The sequence below is a fragment of the Martinezella sp. CNPSo 3732 genome (assembly GCF_057784515.1).
In genome coordinates this window covers 247,757-264,158 of record NZ_JBXSOO010000003.1, presented here as the reverse complement: position 1 = coordinate 264,158, position 16,402 = coordinate 247,757, and the positions used below count along the sequence as shown (strand labels likewise).

The window sequence follows — 16,402 nt, the reverse complement described above, 5'->3', positions numbered from 1 at the left end:
CCGCCGGAGCGGGGAGGTCATGTCAGGTCAAATTACTGTACGTTCGAACCGACGACAGAATCCCACTTGGTGGTGATGGCGGTCTTGCCGGCATCCTGCTCTTCGAGCGTCGGGAAGACGGCCTTTTCGTAAGCGGCGGCCGGCGGCAGCTTGTCGAGAAGTTCCTGCGGAACCTTCTTGTTCTTCGCCAGGTCGTTGAAGCGGATCGGGTGGCAATAGCCCTTCAGCCAGCCGATCTGGCCTTCATCGGAATAGAGGAACTCCATCCAGAGCTTGGCAGCGTTCGGATGCGGAGCGAAGGCCGAGATCGCCTGGACGTAAACGCCAGCGATAACGCCTGAAGCCGGAACGGTGACGTCAACCGGCGGGTTGCCGTTCAGGCTGTCGCGCCAGGAAAGACCGTTGTAGTCCCATGCGACGACGATCGGCGTTGCGCCCTGCGCCAGCGAAGCGGACTTGCCGATGACCGGAACGAAGTTGCCTGCCTTATTGAGCTTCGCGAAGTAGTCGAGACCGGCGGCGCCGACCTTGGTGGCGTCCTTTTCGCCGGCAGCGAGACCGGCGGCATAGACGGCCTGAACGGCCTGGTTCGAGGTGCGCGGGTCGCCGGCGAGCGAAACGGTGTTGGCGTATTCGGGCTTCTGCAGGTCAGCCCAGTCTTTCGGCGGGTTCTTCACGACGTCCTTGTTGGTGACGAAGGAAAGAACGCCGTAGTAGTCGCCGTACCAGTAACCTTCGGCATCCTTGGCGCTGTCCGGAATCGAATCCCAGGTGGAAACCTTGTAGGGCTGCAGCAGGCCTTCTTTCTTAGCGGTCGGGCCGAAGGAGAGACCGACGTCGATCACATCAGGAGCCTGCGGGCCGGTGTTGCCCTTGTTGGCGCGGATTGCTTCGACTTCATCGCCCGAGCCGGCATCCGGATTCAGTTCGTTGACTTCGATGCCGTATTTCGCCTTGAATGCAGCGATCAGGTCGCCATAACCGCACCAGTTGTGGGGCAGGGCGATGGTGGTCAGCGTGCCTTCCTTCTTGGCGGCAGCGATGAGATCGGCGCTCGGTTCTGCAGCGGCAATTGCCGTCGAAGCGACGAGCATCGCCGTAGAAATTGTCAGAAGACGATGAATTTTCGAGATCACTGCATTTCCTCCTTTTAGGTTTTCAGTGTCTGGCGTTGCTGTTAATGACGTTACATGAAGGTTGTGTGACGACTTCAAAGCGTTGGGTTTGCTGAAAATGCAGTCGATTTTTGCTTCTAGTCGACAAGTATGACAGTCGCTGTATTTCACATCCTCCACGAGCCGTTATTTTCTGTTTTTATTCCCCTTCAGCTTAGCTTGCGAAACAGCTTGGTTTGTTCGAAAAGACCTTCCAGTGTCTTCATGCGCTCGCTTGTCTCGTCCCATGTCGAGCTTTGCACGGCTTCGATCAGGGCTTCGACGATGAAGAGAGTGACGACCGATGAATCCCAGGCGGACGGCGCCTCGATCTGCACGCGAAACGTGTATTTCGCGTGCTTGGCGGCGGGCGTTGCCCACTGGTCGGTGAAGACGATGATTTCGGCGCCGCGCCGGCGGGCGGCGGCGGCGAGATTGACCATTTCCTGCTCGTAACGCCTAATATCGAATATGACGAGCAGATCACCCGGATTCATGTTCAGGACATATTGTGGCCAGGTGCTTGAATTGGAAGAAAGCAGCGTCGTGTTGGGCCGGATGACCTGCATATGGGTGAAGAAATACTCGGCAAGCGCCCCTGTAATGCGCCCGCCCACGAAATAAAGGCCGCGTTTTCTTTCCGACAGCAGCGCGGCAACGCCATCGAAGGTTGCCACGTCGATATCCGACAGGGTCTGTCGCAGGTTGCCCATGATGGCGTCGGCGAAACGATTGAGGATATGCGTGCCTGGCGCGTTGGATGCCCAGCGATCGTGCTTTGTCAGCGGGTTGGAGATCGTCGCCTCGACCTCTTGATGAAGATGGGCCTGGAAGTCCGGATAGCCTTTGTATCCGAGTTTCTGCACCATGCGAGCGACCGTCGGGGTCGAAACCCGCGCATTCTCGGCGACGGTGGTAATGCTGCCCAGCCCGGAAACGGGATAATTGTCGAGCAGGCTCTTGGCGAGCTGCTTTTCGGCACGCGTCAGCGTGTCAAAGCGCGCATTGATTACGTCCGAAACTGTCTTCGACGCATTGTTCACTCGATTTTGCTCCCCGGAACGGTCTGATGCCGCTTTCCTTGCAGGATATAACAACGCTGTCACATTTCGAGTCAATGTCACAAATGAAGAAATAATTTCAGTTTCCAGTTGACAGCGACGAGAACCTGAAGAATTCTTTTCTTATAAACATTCTATTAATCGGCAGTGGGGCGTCTCCAATGCTTGCGCAGCAAGGCATTTTGACGAAGGCGGACGGCGATTGTGTTACGGTCGAAAGACCGGACGGAAGCAGTGCGGTTCTGCTCGTCTGCGAGCATGCCTCTCGCGCCCTTCCGGAGAAGTTCGGCGATCTCGGGCTTTCTGCCGAGGCGCTTTCCAGCCACATCGCCTGGGATCCGGGTGCACTCGCGGTTGCAAGAGGTATTTCCGCCGGCTTGAATGCCACCTTGGTTTTTCAACGCTTCTCTCGGCTGATTTATGATTGCAACCGGCCCCCCGAAAGCGCCGGTGCCATGCCGGAAACGAGCGAGATCTATACCATCCCCGGCAATCAGCACCTGGGCGAGGCGGATAGGAAGGCACGTACGGAAGGGCTCTACATCCCGTTTCACGATCGCATTCAGGCGCTCTTGACGGAGCGGGCAACGCGCGGACAAAAAACCGTGATCGTGACAATCCACAGCTTCACACCGGTCTATAATGGCAGACCACGGGCAGTGGAGCTTGGCATTCTGCATGATGAAGATCGTTGGTTGGCCGATCGCATGCTGGATGCGGCGGCCGAGGCTCCGCTCTATCAGACCGAACGTAACCAACCCTACGGGCCGGAAGACGGCGTCACCCATACGCTGAAGCTGCATGGGATCGCCAACGGCCTGCATAACGTGATGATCGAGGTCCGCAACGACCTCATTCAAGATGACGTCGGCCAAGGGGTCATGGCCGATTATCTGACGGGGCTTCTCCAGAGCAGTCTGGAAGCCTGAGCATAAAAGAAAAAGACCCCGGGGAGCAGTTCAACTGCGATCGGGCCGCATGGCGAAACGCCAGCGGTCAATGTGACACATGGTTTTCCGCAATCCCGCGGACAACCGGGCTTTAGGGGGAATGGCATGTCTGATTATTCAGAGTTAGACAAAAAGCAGGATGTCCAGATCCTGCACTCCATGGGCTATGCCCAGGAGCTGGAACGGCGGATGAGTTCATTCTCGAATTTCGCCGTGTCCTTCTCGATCATTTGCATTCTATCCGGCGGCATCAATTCGCTCGCCCAGGCGACATCGGGTGCGGGCGGAGCCGCTATCGGCATCGGCTGGCCGGTCGGCTGCTTCATATCTCTCGTCTTCGCCGTGGCGATGGCGCAGATCAGCTCGGCCTATCCGACCGCCGGCGGTCTCTATCACTGGGGCTCGATCCTCGGCAATCGCTTCACCGGCTGGCTGACGGCCTGGTTCAACCTGCTCGGCCTCGTCACGGTCCTCGGCGCCATCAATGTCGGCACCTATTACTTCTTCGTCGGCGCCTTCGGCGGCTACTTCAACATGACCGACACCACGCTAGTGCGCATCGTGTTCCTGGTGGTCATCACAGGCCTTCAGGCACTGGTCAATCACATGGGTATCGGTTTGACAGCGAAGCTGACCGACTTTTCCGGCTATCTAATCTTCGCAACCTCGATCCTTCTGGCGGCTGTGTGCCTGATCGCTGCGCCATCCTATGATTTTGCGCGGCTTTTCACCTTCACCAATTATTCCGGCCTGGCGACGATTGCTGCCGACGGCTCGGCAACCGGCGCACCGGTCTGGCCGCAGGTTTCGACCTTCTGGGTCTTCGCGCTCGGCCTTCTGCTGCCGATCTACACGATCACCGGCTACGACGCCTCGGCCCACACCTCGGAAGAGACGGTGAAAGCCGCCCATTCCGTGCCGCGCGGCATGGTGTCTTCGGTTCTGTGGTCGGCGCTATTCGGCTATATCATGCTTTGCTCATTCGTGCTGATGCTGCCGAATATGGACGATGCCGCCAAGCAGGGCTGGAATGTGTTCTTCTGGGCAATGGACGCACGGGTCAATCCTATCGTCAAGGACATTCTCTACCTGCTGATCTTCATCAGCCAGTGGCTGTGCGGTCTTGCGACAGTCACCTCGGTTTCGCGCATGATTTTCGCCTTCTCGCGTGACGGCGGTCTACCGGGATCCAAGGCCCTGTCCCGGGTCAGCCCGAAATACCGCACGCCGGTTTCGGCGATCTGGATCGGCTCGATCCTTTCCGTCCTCTTCGTCTGGGGTTCGTCGCTGGTATCTATCGGCGATACGCCGGTTTACACCATCGTCGTCTCGTGCACCGTCATCTTCCTGTTCTTCTCCTTCGCGATCCCGATCACGCTCGGTCTTTTCGCATGGGGTACGGCGAAGTGGGACAAGATGGGTCCTTGGAACCTCGGGGAAGGGCTGTTCAAGCTGTTTGCCGTGCTGACGATCATCGCGATGATCATCATCTTCGTCCTCGGCATTCAGCCGCCAAACGATTGGGCCGGCATCATCACCGTCGGCTTCCTTGTGCTGACCGGCATCGTCTGGTTCGGTTTCGAGCGCCGCCGTTTCAAGGGGCCGCCGATCGGCGATGCGATCGCCAAGCGCAAGGCCGAGATCGCGGCAGCGGAAGCCGCCGTCGGCGAGAAGTAAGCGAAATCCAATCTTTATAAGCAATGGGGTCGCAGACCTGCGGCCCTTTTCACCGGTAGCGACACGGCGGCACGCGCGCAGATTATCCGCTAGGCGGTATCGTTCGGCAGGCCGACGTTTCAATTCATTGTTCAGGCGGACCAAATTATGAGCAGCAGCTATACGTTCGACGAGCTCAAGCGAGATGTGGCCGAAGGGCGCATCGATACGGTTCTGGCATGCCAAGTCGACATGCAGGGCCGGTTGATGGGCAAACGCTTCCAGGCGGAATTCTTCATTGAAAGCGCCTGGAAGGAAACGCATAGCTGCAACTATCTGCAGGCGACCGATATCGAGATGGAGACCGTCTCCGGCTACAAGTCGACGAGCTGGGAGAAGGGCTATGGCGACTATACGATGAAGCCGGACCTTGCCACGCTGCGTCGCATTCCCTGGCTTGAAGGCACGGCGCTGGTGCTCTGCGACGTGCTCGACCACCATACGCATGAAGAAGTCGCGCATTCTCCGCGCGCCATCCTCAAGAAGCAGGTGAAGCGGTTGGAGGCCATGGGCATGAAAGCCTATATGGCTTCGGAACTCGAATTCTTCCTGTTCGACCAAAGCTATGACAGCGCACGCGAGTCCGGCTATCGCAATCTCAATCTCGTCAGCGGCTACAACGAGGATTACCACATCTTCCAGACAACGAAGGAAGAAGATGTGATGCGGGCAATCCGCACGGGACTGCAGGGCGCGGAGATCCCCGTCGAAAACTCCAAGGGCGAGGCATCCGCCGGCCAGGAGGAAATCAACGTCCGCTACGCCGATGCTCTGACCATGGCCGACCGCCACGCAATCATCAAGAATGGCTGCAAGGAGATAGCCTGGTCGAAGGGCAAGGCCATTACGTTCCTGGCGAAGTGGAACTATAGCGCTGCGGGCAGTTCCTCCCATATTCATCAGTCGCTCTGGAGCGTAGACGGCAAGACGCCGCTATTCTTCGACAAAGAAAAAGAACACGGCATGACGCCGCTGATGAAGCACTATGTCGCGGGCCTCCTGACGCATGCCAGCGAAATCACCTATTTCCTTGCGCCCTATATCAACTCCTATAAGCGCTTCGTTGCCGGCACCTTCGCACCCACGAAGGCAATCTGGAGCACCGACAATCGCACGGCCGGCTATCGCCTGTGCGGCGCCGAGACCAAGAGCATTCGCATCGAATGCCGCGTCGGCGGCTCGGATCTCAATCCCTATCTGGCATTTGCTGCCCTGATTGCCGCCGGCCTTGATGGCATCGAAAACAAGCTCGAACTGGAGGCGCCCTTCGTCGGCGACGCCTATGGCGCGCGCGAAGTTCGCGAGATACCGCGCACCCTGCGTGCTGCGACCGAAGCCCTGACCAATTCGAAGATGCTGCGCGCCGCCTTCGGTGACGATGTCATCGATCACTATACCCGCGCTGCCGAATGGGAGCAGGAAGAGTACGATCGTCGCATCACGGATTGGGAAGTGGCGCGCGGATTCGAAAGAGCGTAAGGCTTTTGCGATCTGCCTCTTGCCCGATTTTCATTCTAGGATCGGGCAGGGCGCGCCGGAATGCTTGTTGACCTGCCGTTTCTTCCTAGAGGCGGCCAAAGGTTCTACAACATTAGGCAATCAATTGGATGACCAAGAAAACAGGAATTCGATCATGACCGTGATCACATGTGTCTCTCCGGTGAATGGAGAGGTTTATGCCGAACGTCCGGCTCTGTCGCTGGATGCCGCCACGGACGTCGTAGCCCGCGCCCGCAAGGCGCAGAAGGATTGGGCGCGTCGTCCGCTAGAGGACCGCGTCCAGCTCGTGCTCAAGGGCGTTGCCCGGCTCAATGAGATAGCTGATGTGGTCGTGCCGGAGCTTGCCTGGCAGATGGGCCGTCCGATCAAGTATGGCGGCGAGTATCGGGGCTTCAACGAGCGCTCGAACTATGTGGCCTCGATCGCTGCCGATGCGCTTGCCCCCTTGGTGGTCGAGGATAGCGCTAATTTTGCCCGCCGCATCGAGCGCGAACCGCATGGCGTCGTCTTCGTCATCGCGCCGTGGAACTATCCCTACATGACCGCGATCAACACGGTTGCGCCGGCGCTGATGGCCGGCAATACCGTCATTCTCAAGCATGCAAGCCAGACGCTACTCGTCGGCGAGCGGCTGGTGCAGGCTTTTGTCGAGGCCGGCGTTCCCGCCGATGTCTTCCAGAATGTCTTCCTCGATCATGAAACGACTTCGGCGCTGATTGCGGCCGGCAGCTTCAACTTCGTCAATTTCACCGGCTCCGTCGAAGGCGGCCGGTCGATCGAGCGCGCCGCTGCCGGCACCTTCACCAGCCTCGGACTGGAGCTTGGCGGCAAGGATCCGGGTTACGTCATGGAGGACGCCGATCTCGACGCCGCCGTCGATACACTGATGGATGGGGCGACTTATAATTCCGGCCAGTGCTGCTGCGGCATCGAGCGTATCTATGTGCATGAATCGCTCTACGACAGTTTCGTCGAGAAGTCGGTTGCCTGGGTTTCGAACTATAAGCTCGGCAATCCCCTCGATCCCGAGACGTCGCTCGGACCGATGGCGCACAAGCGCTTTGCCAAGGTCGTGCGCGAACAGATCGCCGATGCCGTCGCCAAGGGCGCCAAGGCGCTGGTCGATCCCAAGCTGTTCCCGGCCGATGATGGCGGTGCCTATCTCGCGCCGCAGATCCTCGTCGATGTCGATCATTCCATGGCCTTCATGCGCGAGGAGACCTTCGGCCCGGCCGTCGGCATCATGAAGGTGAAGAGCGACGCGGAAGCGCTGGAACTGATGAACGACAGCCCCTACGGCCTGACGGCTTCGCTGTGGACGAAGGATGTCGAGCGTGCCTCGCGCATCGGCCGCGAGATCGAAACCGGCACCGTCTTCATGAACCGCGCCGATTATCTCGATCCGGCGCTGTGCTGGACCGGCGTGAAAGAAACCGGTCGCGGCGGCTCGCTGTCGATCATCGGCTTCCACAATCTGACGCGCCCGAAATCCTATCACCTGAAGAAAGTAACAGCATGAGCACTATCTCAGCCAATTGGAGCTATCCGAACGCCTTCAAGCTCGGCCGTGGCCGCATCAAGGAGCTGGCGGACGCCTGCAAGAGCCTGGGCATGAAGAAGCCGCTTCTCATCACCGACCGGGGACTTGCCTCGATGGCGATCACGGCGACGGCGTTGGATATTCTGGAAGATGCAGGTCTCGGTCGCGCCATCTTCGCTGACGTCGACCCGAACCCGAACGAGAAGAACCTCGAAGCCGGCGTGAAAGCGTTCAAGGATGGCGGCCATGATGGCGTCGTCGCATTTGGCGGCGGCTCCGGCCTCGATCTCGGCAAATGCGTCGCCTTCATGGTCGGCCAGACGCGTCCGGTCTGGGATTTCGAAGACATCGGTGATTGGTGGACGCGCGCCAGTGTCGAAGGCATTGCGCCGATCGTCGCCGTACCGACGACGGCCGGCACCGGTTCGGAAGTCGGCCGTGCCAGCGTCATCACCAATTCCGCAACCCATGTGAAGAAGATCATCTTCCATCCGAAGTTCCTGCCGAGCGTCGTCATCGCCGATCCCGAACTGACCGTCGGCATGCCGAAGATCATCACCGCCGGCACTGGCATGGACGCGTTCGCTCATTGCCTGGAAGCCTATTCATCCCCGTTCTACCATCCGATGTCGGCCGGCATCGCGCTGGAAGGCATGCGGCTCGTCAAGGAATTCCTGCCGCGCGCCTATCGCGAGGGAACGGATCTCGAAGCCCGGGCCAATATGATGAGTGCCGCCGCCATGGGCGCCGTCGCCTTCCAGAAGGGGCTTGGCGCCATCCACGCGCTCTCGCATCCGATCGGTGCCGTCTACAACACGCATCACGGCATGACCAATGCCGTCGTCATGCCGGCCGTCCTGCGTTTCAATCGCAAGGCTATTGAGGACAAGATTGCCCGCGCCGCGGCCTATCTCGGCATTTCGGGCGGGTTCGACGGCTTCTACGACTATGTGCTGCAACTGCGCTCGGAACTCGGCGTGCCGGAAAATCTGACTGCCATGGGCATCGCGCCCGATCGGATCGACGAGCTCTCCGCCATGGCGATCGAAGATCCGAGTGCCGGCGGCAATCCGGTGCCGCTGACGCTGGAAAACACCAAGGCTCTCTTCCGGGATTGCTTCTGATACTGCGCTCCGCTCCCCGATATGCGGGATGAAATTGGCAGCATATCAGGCCAAACAAAAAAGCCGCCGAGTGTCACCCGGCGGCTTTTTCATTGAAGCTCTGTCTGGTAATCAATCCACGAATTCGACGACGACGCCGGGCTTGACCATCTTGGCGAGTTCGGTCGCATCCCAGTTGGTTAGGCGAACGCAGCCATGGCTCTGCGTCTTGCCGATCCGCGAAGGATCCGGCGTACCGTGGATGCCATAGGTTGGCTTCGACAGGGCCATCCAGACCGTACCGACCGGACCGTTCGGGCCAGGCGGGATGTTGAGAACCTTGTCATTTCCGGCCTGCTGGAAGTTGATCTTCGGATTGTAGGTATAGCCCGGATTGAAGGCGACGCGCTCGACCGTGACCGTGCCTGACGGCGAGGGCGTGTCGGCGGAGCCGATGCTGGCCGGGTAGGCGGCGATCAGCGTGCCGTTGGCATCATAGGCGAAAACCTGCTTGCGGCCCTTGTCCGCCAGGATCTTGGCAACCGTGCCGGTCTTGCTGGGGCCGGTATTGACGACCTTGATGATGCTGCCCGGCACGGTGAAATCGACGCCGGGATTGAGCGCCTTCAGATAGCCTTCATCCATGTGAAAGCGTTCCGCGAGCATTTCCGTGGTCGAAGTATAGCCAAGCGACGGCATCTGTGCCTTTGCCGCATAATCCTCAGGGATCGAGGCGACGTAGGGACCAGCGGCGTCAGCAGCGGTGATCGTATAGTTGACGATCGGCATGCCGCCGGACATACGCAGCTGCTCGAGGATCGCGTCGGTATTGTTCGGGTCGAGCGTCTGGCCGGTCATCTGCTGATAGGCATAGATCGCCTTGGTGACGTTGGCACCCATTCTGCCGTCGATCGCACCCGGCGAAATGCCCTGCCGCGCGAGGAAGACCTCCAGCGCGGTGATCTCCATCTTCGATTTGCCCTTAAGTGTGATGACGGGTTCGGCCGGTGACGGCTTGTTGACGATGTCGGGCGCGCTCTGCTGTGGATCGATCGACGCGTAGTCGTTGCCGTTCAAGTTCGTCTGGCCCTGGTTCTTGCCAGGCAGCGGCTGATTGTCGAGCGGCTGGCGCTGGATATCGCTGTCGCGCGGAATTCCGCCGGTGACCACGCCGCGATCCTGCTGGTCGTAACCATTGTTGGGTGCGCCGTCGTAATTTCCGTAGCTGTCGGAGCGATACTGACGATAGTCCTGGTAGTCGCCGTTGTTGGAAAGCTGCGTGTCGCCGTACCGGCCGACATTATTGCCATAGGTATCGCGGGCTGGGGCGCGGGGATAGTAGGTGCTGGCCCTCATCTCCGTGGCGACGACATTGCCGTAGGCATCAATCAGAACCCGGCGACCGCGTCCGTCGCGTGCCATGGAATATCCGCCGCCGTAAGGATACTGATCGAGGATGCGGCCGTCGGGAGTGACGAGAACCGTGTTGCCGTTGCCGCTGCGATAGTATTGTGCCTGCGCGTCCGTGAGCGCGAGCATGGACACGGTGGCAGTCATTGCCAGGGCAAAACTCAATTTTACGAACCGGTTCACGTCTGTCGGATCCTCGGGATGGTCGTTTGGCTGACACACACATGGCAATTTTGACGCCAGTATGGAGATTTAGATTATCATGCTGAATAAAATATAAAAATTTATGTGATCAAGGCTTCGAGTTAAGATTTGGTAAGCCAAATAGCTGCTTATTTCAGCCGCGCGCCACCTTGGGACAATGTGCGCGCGCAGAGCTGATCAGGGAGGACTTTAGGGATGATGGATTTTTCTGCGGCCAAGGGGCCGAAATTGACGTTGGACGAGGGCTCTGTTCTGGATATCGGCGCCTGCATCGTCGAGGGCAATAATCTTGCGCCCGGAAGCGCAGTTCCTGACGATGGCGATCCGCGTATCAGCCATTCTGTGCAAGGATTTCTCTTCACCTGCGGGCCGGATCATATCCGCCATCCCGAGCCGATGTCCGGCGCCTATGAAGGCAAGCGCTATCCGCTACATGGTTCCTTCGCGTCCCATCCAGCCAAAATTCTCTGGACCAAATTCGAGAATGGCAACGCGGAATGCCGCGCCGATATCGATGTCATCACCGCCGAACGCCGCACGGCGAGGCTCGAACGACTTTGGCAGATCGATGGCGCGACGGGCGAGGTCTCGCTTGCGGACCGTATCGTCAATACCAGCACGGAGGCGATGTCGGTCTTCCTGATGTACCATATGAATATCGGCGGCAAATGGTTCGATAATGGCACGCGCCTTGCCGGACAGATGCTGGACAATGGCGGCTTTCCCTGGACCTTCGGCGAGAAGGAGGGCGATATCTTCTGTGTGCCGGCGCAGGACAAGGGCGAGGATTGGGCGGAGATCAGTCTCGGCCCGATCGCGGCCATTAGCGGCAAGACATTAAGGGTGCGTTTCGGAACGGACACGCTGCCATTCCTGCAGGTCTGGCGCAATCAGCGCGCGCCGGCGCATGTGCTCGGTATCGAGCCTGTTTCGCATCGCTGGGTCTCGCGGGCCGAGCTGGAAGAGACAGGTGAATTCAATATTCTCCAGCCCGGTGAAGCCCGCAATTTCATGCTCAATTTTGCATTCGTTTGAGAGTGCGCCGCGGTTGACGCTCGCTCTGTCGCGGCGTAGATCAAGGCCACGGTTTTAGAGAGGACACGAACCATGGATATCCGCCCGATCGACGATGAATACTCGGTATCCGGTCAGATCAGCGTAGAGGATCTCGACCACATCAAGGCCCTGGGTTTCAAGTCCATCGTCTGCCATCGCCCCGATGGCGAGAGCCCGGATCAGACACCGTTCGGCGTCATCGAGGCCCGCGCCAAGGAACTTGGCTTGGAGATTTCCCATGTGCCCGTCGGCCCGATGGGGGTGACGGAAGAGGCCGTGCAGGGCATGGTCGATGCGCTGGACGAGTTTCCTCGGCCGATGCTCGGCTATTGCCGCTCGGGCGCACGCTCGACGGCGATCTATCAGAAGACGCATCACATTCGCGGCTGAACGGGTCCTTCCCCGGCCTTTTGAGCGCAAGGCAGACCATGGGTCATGCCTTGTTTACCTGTCGAAGAACAACATCAGGAGAACACCATGAGCATCAAGCGTATCGACGTTGGCGCCCGCATGAGCGGCGCTGTCATCCACGGTAACACCGTCTATCTCGCCGGCCAGGTTGGCGAAGGCGAAAGCGTTACCGAACAGTGCAAGTCGGCACTCGCTGAAGTTGATCGCCTGCTCGCTGCGGCCGGCTCCAACAAATCGAAGATTCTGCAGACGCTCATCTACCTCTCTGACATTTCCTACTTCGCCGAAATGAACGCCGCCTGGGAAGCTTGGGTCGATCCGGCCCATACGCCGGCCCGTGCGACCAGCGAAGCCAAGCTCGCAGCGCCGAAGTACAAGGTCGAATTCATCGTGACCGCCGCGCTTGACTAAGTCGATCTGGCAGATTCATGAAAAGGCTGGTGGGCTCGCGCTCACCGGCCTTTTGTTTGGGCGATTTCTGTCAGTGTGCGCGAGGGCGTGATCGCTTCCGGGTCGAGCGCGATCTCGATGATGGCCGGTTTGCCGCTAGCGCGCGCCCGTTCGAAGGCCGGGCCAAATTCTTCCGTTGCCTTCACCGTCTCGCCATGGCCGCCATAGGCGCGTGCCAAGGCCGCGAAATCCGGATTGTCGAGTGCCGTGGCGCTGACGCGGCCGGGATATTCCCGCTCCTGATGCATGCGGATGGTGCCGTACATGCCGTTGTTGATGACCAGGGCGATCAGCGGCAGGTCATACTGGACGGCAGTCGCGAATTCCTGCCCATGCATCATGAAACAGCCGTCGCCGGCAAAGCAGATGACTTCACGCTCGGGAAAGAGCTGTTTCGCGGCAACCGCTGCCGGCAGGCCATATCCCATCGAGCCCGATGTCGGAGCCGCTTGCGTGTTGAAACGGCGGAAGCGATGGAAGCGGTGAAGCCAGGTGGCATAATTGCCGGCGCCGTTGGTGAAGATCGCATCATCGGCCGTATTGGCTTCGATCCAATCCATGATGCGGCCCATATGGACGGCGCCGGGGCTCTTTTCCGGTGTCTTTGACCAGGCGAGATAGGCGGCGTGTATAGGTTCGGTTCGGTCGGCCCAAGGCATTTCGTGCAGCGGCTCCAAATCCGCGAGAGCCGCAACGAAATCCGCCGGGCTGGCACAGATGGCCAGATCCGGTCGATAGACGCGTCCGAGCTCTGAAGGGTCGGGATGGACATGGACGAGCTGCTGGCGCGGGTAGGGAATATCGATCAGCGTATAGCCGGAGGATGGCATTTCGGAAAGACGTCCGCCGAGAAGGATCAGCAGATCCGCCTCCTTGATTTCCTTTGCCAGCGCCGGGTTGATACCGATGCCGACATCGCCGGCATAATTGGGATGCAAATGGTCGAACAGCATCTGCCGGCGGAAGGAGCAGCCGACCGGCAGTTTGAAACGCTCTGCGAATTGCCTGATGCCGGCAACCGCTTCTTCGTTCCAGCGCGTGCCGCCGAGAATGACCATCGGCCGCTGCGCAGCCGCAAGACGCTGGTTAAGCTCTGCAAGCTGGCCGCGGCCCGGATGGGCAGCAACTGGGACGTAGGGCAGTGCTTGCGGCGCTTCGACTTCATCGCGCAGCATGTCTTCGGGGAGGGTCAGCACCACGGGACCGGGGCGACCAGATGTTGCCATAGCGAAGGCGCGGGTGACGAATTCCGGAATGCGGGCGGCATCGTCGATTTCGCCGACCCATTTGGCGAATTCGGTAAAGGCTCTCCGAAACTCCACTTCCTGAAAGGCTTCGCGTTCGCGGGCATCGCGCTGGACCTGACCGATGAACAGGATCATCGGGATCGAATCCTGCCGGGCTATGTGAAGGCCGGCAGAAGCGTTTGTGGCGCCGGGGCCGCGGGTGACCATGCAAATGCCGGGTTCGCCGGTCAATCGACCCCAGGCATCCGCCATCATCGCCGCACCACCCTCCTGGCGGCAGACGAGCATTTTGATATCGCTGTCGTGCAGGGCATCGAGCACGGCGAGAAAACTCTCGCCCGGCACGCAGGAAATGCGCTGCACGCCATTTGCCTTCAAAGCTTCGACGATGAGTTGGCCGCCCGTTCGTTTCATGTCCTCGCCTTTCCCTCCAGTTCCGCCAATTCGGCGAGAACCTCCTCCTGATGCTCCCCAAGGCGCGGGCTCGGCCGCGTATAGGTCAATGGTGTCTCCGACAGCATGATCGGCGTGCGTACGCTCGGGATTATCGTGCCGGCACCGTCTTCAAGATCGATCCTCAAGCCGCGCGCCTTAATCTGCGGGTCGGCGAACATATCCTCGATCGTATTGATGGCGCCGGCCGGGACGGCATTGGCTTCGCATGCGTGAAGCAGCTCCGCCTTATTCCACTTCAGCGTCTCCGCCGAGACGAAGGCCCGTACCTCGTTGCGGTGAGCGACGCGAGCCTTGTTGGTCGCATAGCGCTCATCGTCCGCATTGGTTTCCATGCCGAGAATGGTGCAGAGCCGCCGGAACTGCCCGTCGTTGCCGACCGCAAGAATGAGATAGCCGTCGGCGGTGGGTACGACTTCATAGGGCGAGATATTGGGATGGGCATTGCCGAGCCGCACGGGCGGCTTGCCCGAGATCAGATAATTCATGTTCTGATTGGCAAGCACGGCCGATTGCACGTCGAGCAGCGCCATGTCGATGAGCTGTCCTTCGCCTGATTTCAAGGCGTGGATCAGGGCGGCCTCGATCGCCGAGACGGCATAGATGCCGGTGAAGATATCGGCGATCGCGACGCCCGCCTTAACAGGCTGACCATCCGGTTCGCCCGTGATCGACATGAAACCGGACATGCCCTGGACGATATAGTCATAGCCGGCGAGACTGGCGTAGGGGCCGGTCTGCCCGAAGCCGGTGATCGAGCAATAGACGATGCGAGGATTGATATTCTTCAGGCTTTCATAGTCCAGCCCGTATTTGACCAGGCCGTCGAGCTTGAAGTTCTCGATGACCACATCGGCTGTCTTCACGAGGCGGCGCACCAGCTCTTGACCTTCTTCGGTCTTGAGATCGGCGGTGATGGAGCGCTTGCCGCGATTGGCGGAGTGATAATAGGCAGCAGAGAGATTTTCTCCATCCTTGCCTTCGACGAAGGGAGGCCCCCATTGGCGGGTGTCGTCGCCGCCGTCGGGATTTTCCACCTTGATGACATCGGCGCCGAGATCGGCCAGCATCTGCCCGGCCCAGGGGCCGGCCAGCACGCGGGCGAGTTCGATGACGCGAATACCGGACAGCGGAGGTTTCTTGGTCTTTTGTTCTGTCATGTCTGTCCGCTCTCCCGCTTAGGGCGTGAATGCTGTTTTAGATGTATCGGATACGGGCTTGGAAGCAAAGCGCCGCTCGCGCCAGAGGATGTAGAGCCCGGAGCCCATGATGATGAGGATGCCGAGCCATTTGATCGCATCCGGGAAATTGTCGAAGACGAGCCAGCCGAAGATCGTGGCGGAAACGATCTCGAAATATTGCAGCGGCGCGAGCGTCGAGGCCGGCACAGCACGGTAGGCATATACCGTGAGGATGCCCGCCGCTGCCGCCGTGGCGCCAACGCCGAGCAGATAGAGCATGGCCGTCAGATCCGGCATGACCGGATCGAGAATTGCAGACCCCGTCGCCCGGCCGATGGCGAGCAGGATCAGGCTGAAGCCAATGCCCCACACGGCGGTCTGGAACTGCATTGACGAGGCATCCTCGCTATGAGAGACGACGCGCGTAATCATCACATAGACGGCGATGCAAAGCGCAGTAACGACGGGAAGCAAGGCGATGAAGCCGACTTCTTGAAAGCTCGGCTGGATAATCAGCATCGCGCCGAAAAAGCCGACGGCGCAGGCCGTATAGCGCCGCCAGCCGATGGTTTCCTTCAGGAAGATGCTGCTCAAGATGGTGAGCATCATCGGCTCGACGAAGAAGATGGCGATGGCATCGGCCACTTCCATCACCTGCAGCGTGGTCACGAACGACACCATGGAGAGCGTGAGTACGGCGGCACGGATGGCATGGACGCCGCTACGCCGCCATGTCCACACGCCCCATTTCCAGCGCACCGCCATCATAGGCAGCGCAAAAAGAGCCTGGAAGATGAAACGGGCGGCGGTCACTTCACCCGGCGGAATGGTGGCTGCGGCGAGCTTGGAGAAGATGTCGATGATCGGCGAGAGGATGACGGAGAGAAACATCATCACCAAACCGAAGGTCAGCTCCGATTGCGGCAATCGCGCCGAGGAGCCGCTGGAGGTATTCATTGTGGAATT

General features: G+C 59.5%; 14 protein-coding genes. 8 read left to right on the top strand and 6 right to left on the bottom strand.

Annotated elements, in window-relative coordinates; all coding sequences use genetic code 11:
- Nucleotides 1-32 precede the first annotated feature (32 nt).
- On the bottom strand, nucleotides 33-1,136 hold the full coding sequence (locus tag AC13RM_RS09910; protein WP_113230471.1) for an ABC transporter substrate-binding protein: 1,104 nt from the start codon (nucleotides 1,134-1,136) through the stop codon (nucleotides 33-35).
- A 188-nt stretch (nucleotides 1,137-1,324) separates the two neighbouring features.
- Complete coding sequence (locus AC13RM_RS09905) at nucleotides 1,325-2,197, bottom strand: MurR/RpiR family transcriptional regulator (RefSeq protein WP_095435308.1); 873 nt, start codon at nucleotides 2,195-2,197, stop codon at nucleotides 1,325-1,327.
- A 179-nt stretch (nucleotides 2,198-2,376) separates the two neighbouring features.
- Between AC13RM_RS09905 and AC13RM_RS09900 the strand changes: the two genes are divergently transcribed.
- From AC13RM_RS09900 to AC13RM_RS09880, 5 genes are all read left to right on the top strand, one after another.
- Complete coding sequence (locus tag AC13RM_RS09900) at nucleotides 2,377-3,144, top strand: N-formylglutamate amidohydrolase (RefSeq protein ID WP_285171327.1); 768 nt, start codon at nucleotides 2,377-2,379, stop codon at nucleotides 3,142-3,144.
- Nucleotides 3,145-3,270: 126 nt separating this feature from the next.
- On the top strand, nucleotides 3,271-4,842 hold the full coding sequence (locus AC13RM_RS09895) for an amino acid permease (protein ID WP_285171328.1): 1,572 nt from the start codon (nucleotides 3,271-3,273) through the stop codon (nucleotides 4,840-4,842).
- 147 nt (nucleotides 4,843-4,989) lie between these two features.
- The gene (locus AC13RM_RS09890) at nucleotides 4,990-6,360 is read left to right on the top strand and encodes a glutamine synthetase family protein (protein ID WP_488554895.1); all 1,371 of its coding nucleotides are present in this window, start codon (nucleotides 4,990-4,992) and stop codon (nucleotides 6,358-6,360) included.
- Between the two features lie 154 nt (nucleotides 6,361-6,514).
- Nucleotides 6,515-7,900, top strand: a complete 1,386-nt coding sequence (locus AC13RM_RS09885) for an aldehyde dehydrogenase family protein (RefSeq protein WP_440479279.1) — start codon at nucleotides 6,515-6,517, stop codon at nucleotides 7,898-7,900.
- Nucleotides 7,897-9,045, top strand: a complete 1,149-nt coding sequence (locus AC13RM_RS09880; RefSeq protein WP_440477738.1) for an iron-containing alcohol dehydrogenase — start codon at nucleotides 7,897-7,899, stop codon at nucleotides 9,043-9,045. Before AC13RM_RS09885 ends, AC13RM_RS09880 begins: the two co-directional genes overlap by 4 nt.
- A 111-nt stretch (nucleotides 9,046-9,156) precedes the next feature.
- Here the strand turns inward: AC13RM_RS09880 and AC13RM_RS09875 are convergent, their stop codons facing one another.
- Nucleotides 9,157-10,617 carry a L,D-transpeptidase gene (locus tag AC13RM_RS09875; protein WP_440477739.1) on the bottom strand — a complete coding sequence of 487 codons (1,461 nt, stop codon included), beginning with the start codon at nucleotides 10,615-10,617 and terminating at the stop codon, nucleotides 9,157-9,159.
- Between the two features lie 216 nt (nucleotides 10,618-10,833).
- On the opposite strand from AC13RM_RS09875, the gene AC13RM_RS09870 reads away from it, so the two are divergent.
- From AC13RM_RS09870 to AC13RM_RS09860, 3 genes are all read left to right on the top strand, one after another.
- The gene (locus AC13RM_RS09870; protein ID WP_440477740.1) at nucleotides 10,834-11,673 is read left to right on the top strand and encodes a DUF4432 family protein; all 840 of its coding nucleotides are present in this window, start codon (nucleotides 10,834-10,836) and stop codon (nucleotides 11,671-11,673) included.
- A 72-nt stretch (nucleotides 11,674-11,745) separates the two neighbouring features.
- Nucleotides 11,746-12,084, top strand: a complete 339-nt coding sequence (locus AC13RM_RS09865) for a protein tyrosine phosphatase family protein (protein WP_374815086.1) — start codon at nucleotides 11,746-11,748, stop codon at nucleotides 12,082-12,084.
- Nucleotides 12,085-12,171: 87 nt separating this feature from the next.
- Nucleotides 12,172-12,516: a RidA family protein gene (locus AC13RM_RS09860; protein ID WP_374815084.1), complete on the top strand. Its 345-nt coding sequence runs from the start codon at nucleotides 12,172-12,174 to the stop codon at nucleotides 12,514-12,516.
- 41 nt (nucleotides 12,517-12,557) lie between these two features.
- Here the strand turns inward: AC13RM_RS09860 and AC13RM_RS09855 are convergent, their stop codons facing one another.
- From AC13RM_RS09855 to AC13RM_RS09845, 3 genes are read right to left on the bottom strand one after another with little or no spacing between them, the layout of a single operon-like run.
- Nucleotides 12,558-14,216 (bottom strand): thiamine pyrophosphate-binding protein, encoded by a 1,659-nt coding sequence (locus AC13RM_RS09855; RefSeq protein WP_374815082.1) that lies wholly within the window; start codon nucleotides 14,214-14,216, stop codon nucleotides 12,558-12,560.
- Complete coding sequence (gene caiB, locus AC13RM_RS09850; RefSeq protein WP_374815080.1) at nucleotides 14,213-15,415, bottom strand: succinate--glutarate CoA-transferase; 1,203 nt, start codon at nucleotides 15,413-15,415, stop codon at nucleotides 14,213-14,215. The genes AC13RM_RS09855 and caiB overlap by 4 nt, the downstream gene beginning before the upstream one ends.
- An 18-nt stretch (nucleotides 15,416-15,433) precedes the next feature.
- Nucleotides 15,434-16,393: a DMT family transporter gene (locus AC13RM_RS09845; RefSeq protein WP_374815078.1), complete on the bottom strand. Its 960-nt coding sequence runs from the start codon at nucleotides 16,391-16,393 to the stop codon at nucleotides 15,434-15,436.
- Between the last annotated feature and the right edge of the window lie 9 nt (nucleotides 16,394-16,402).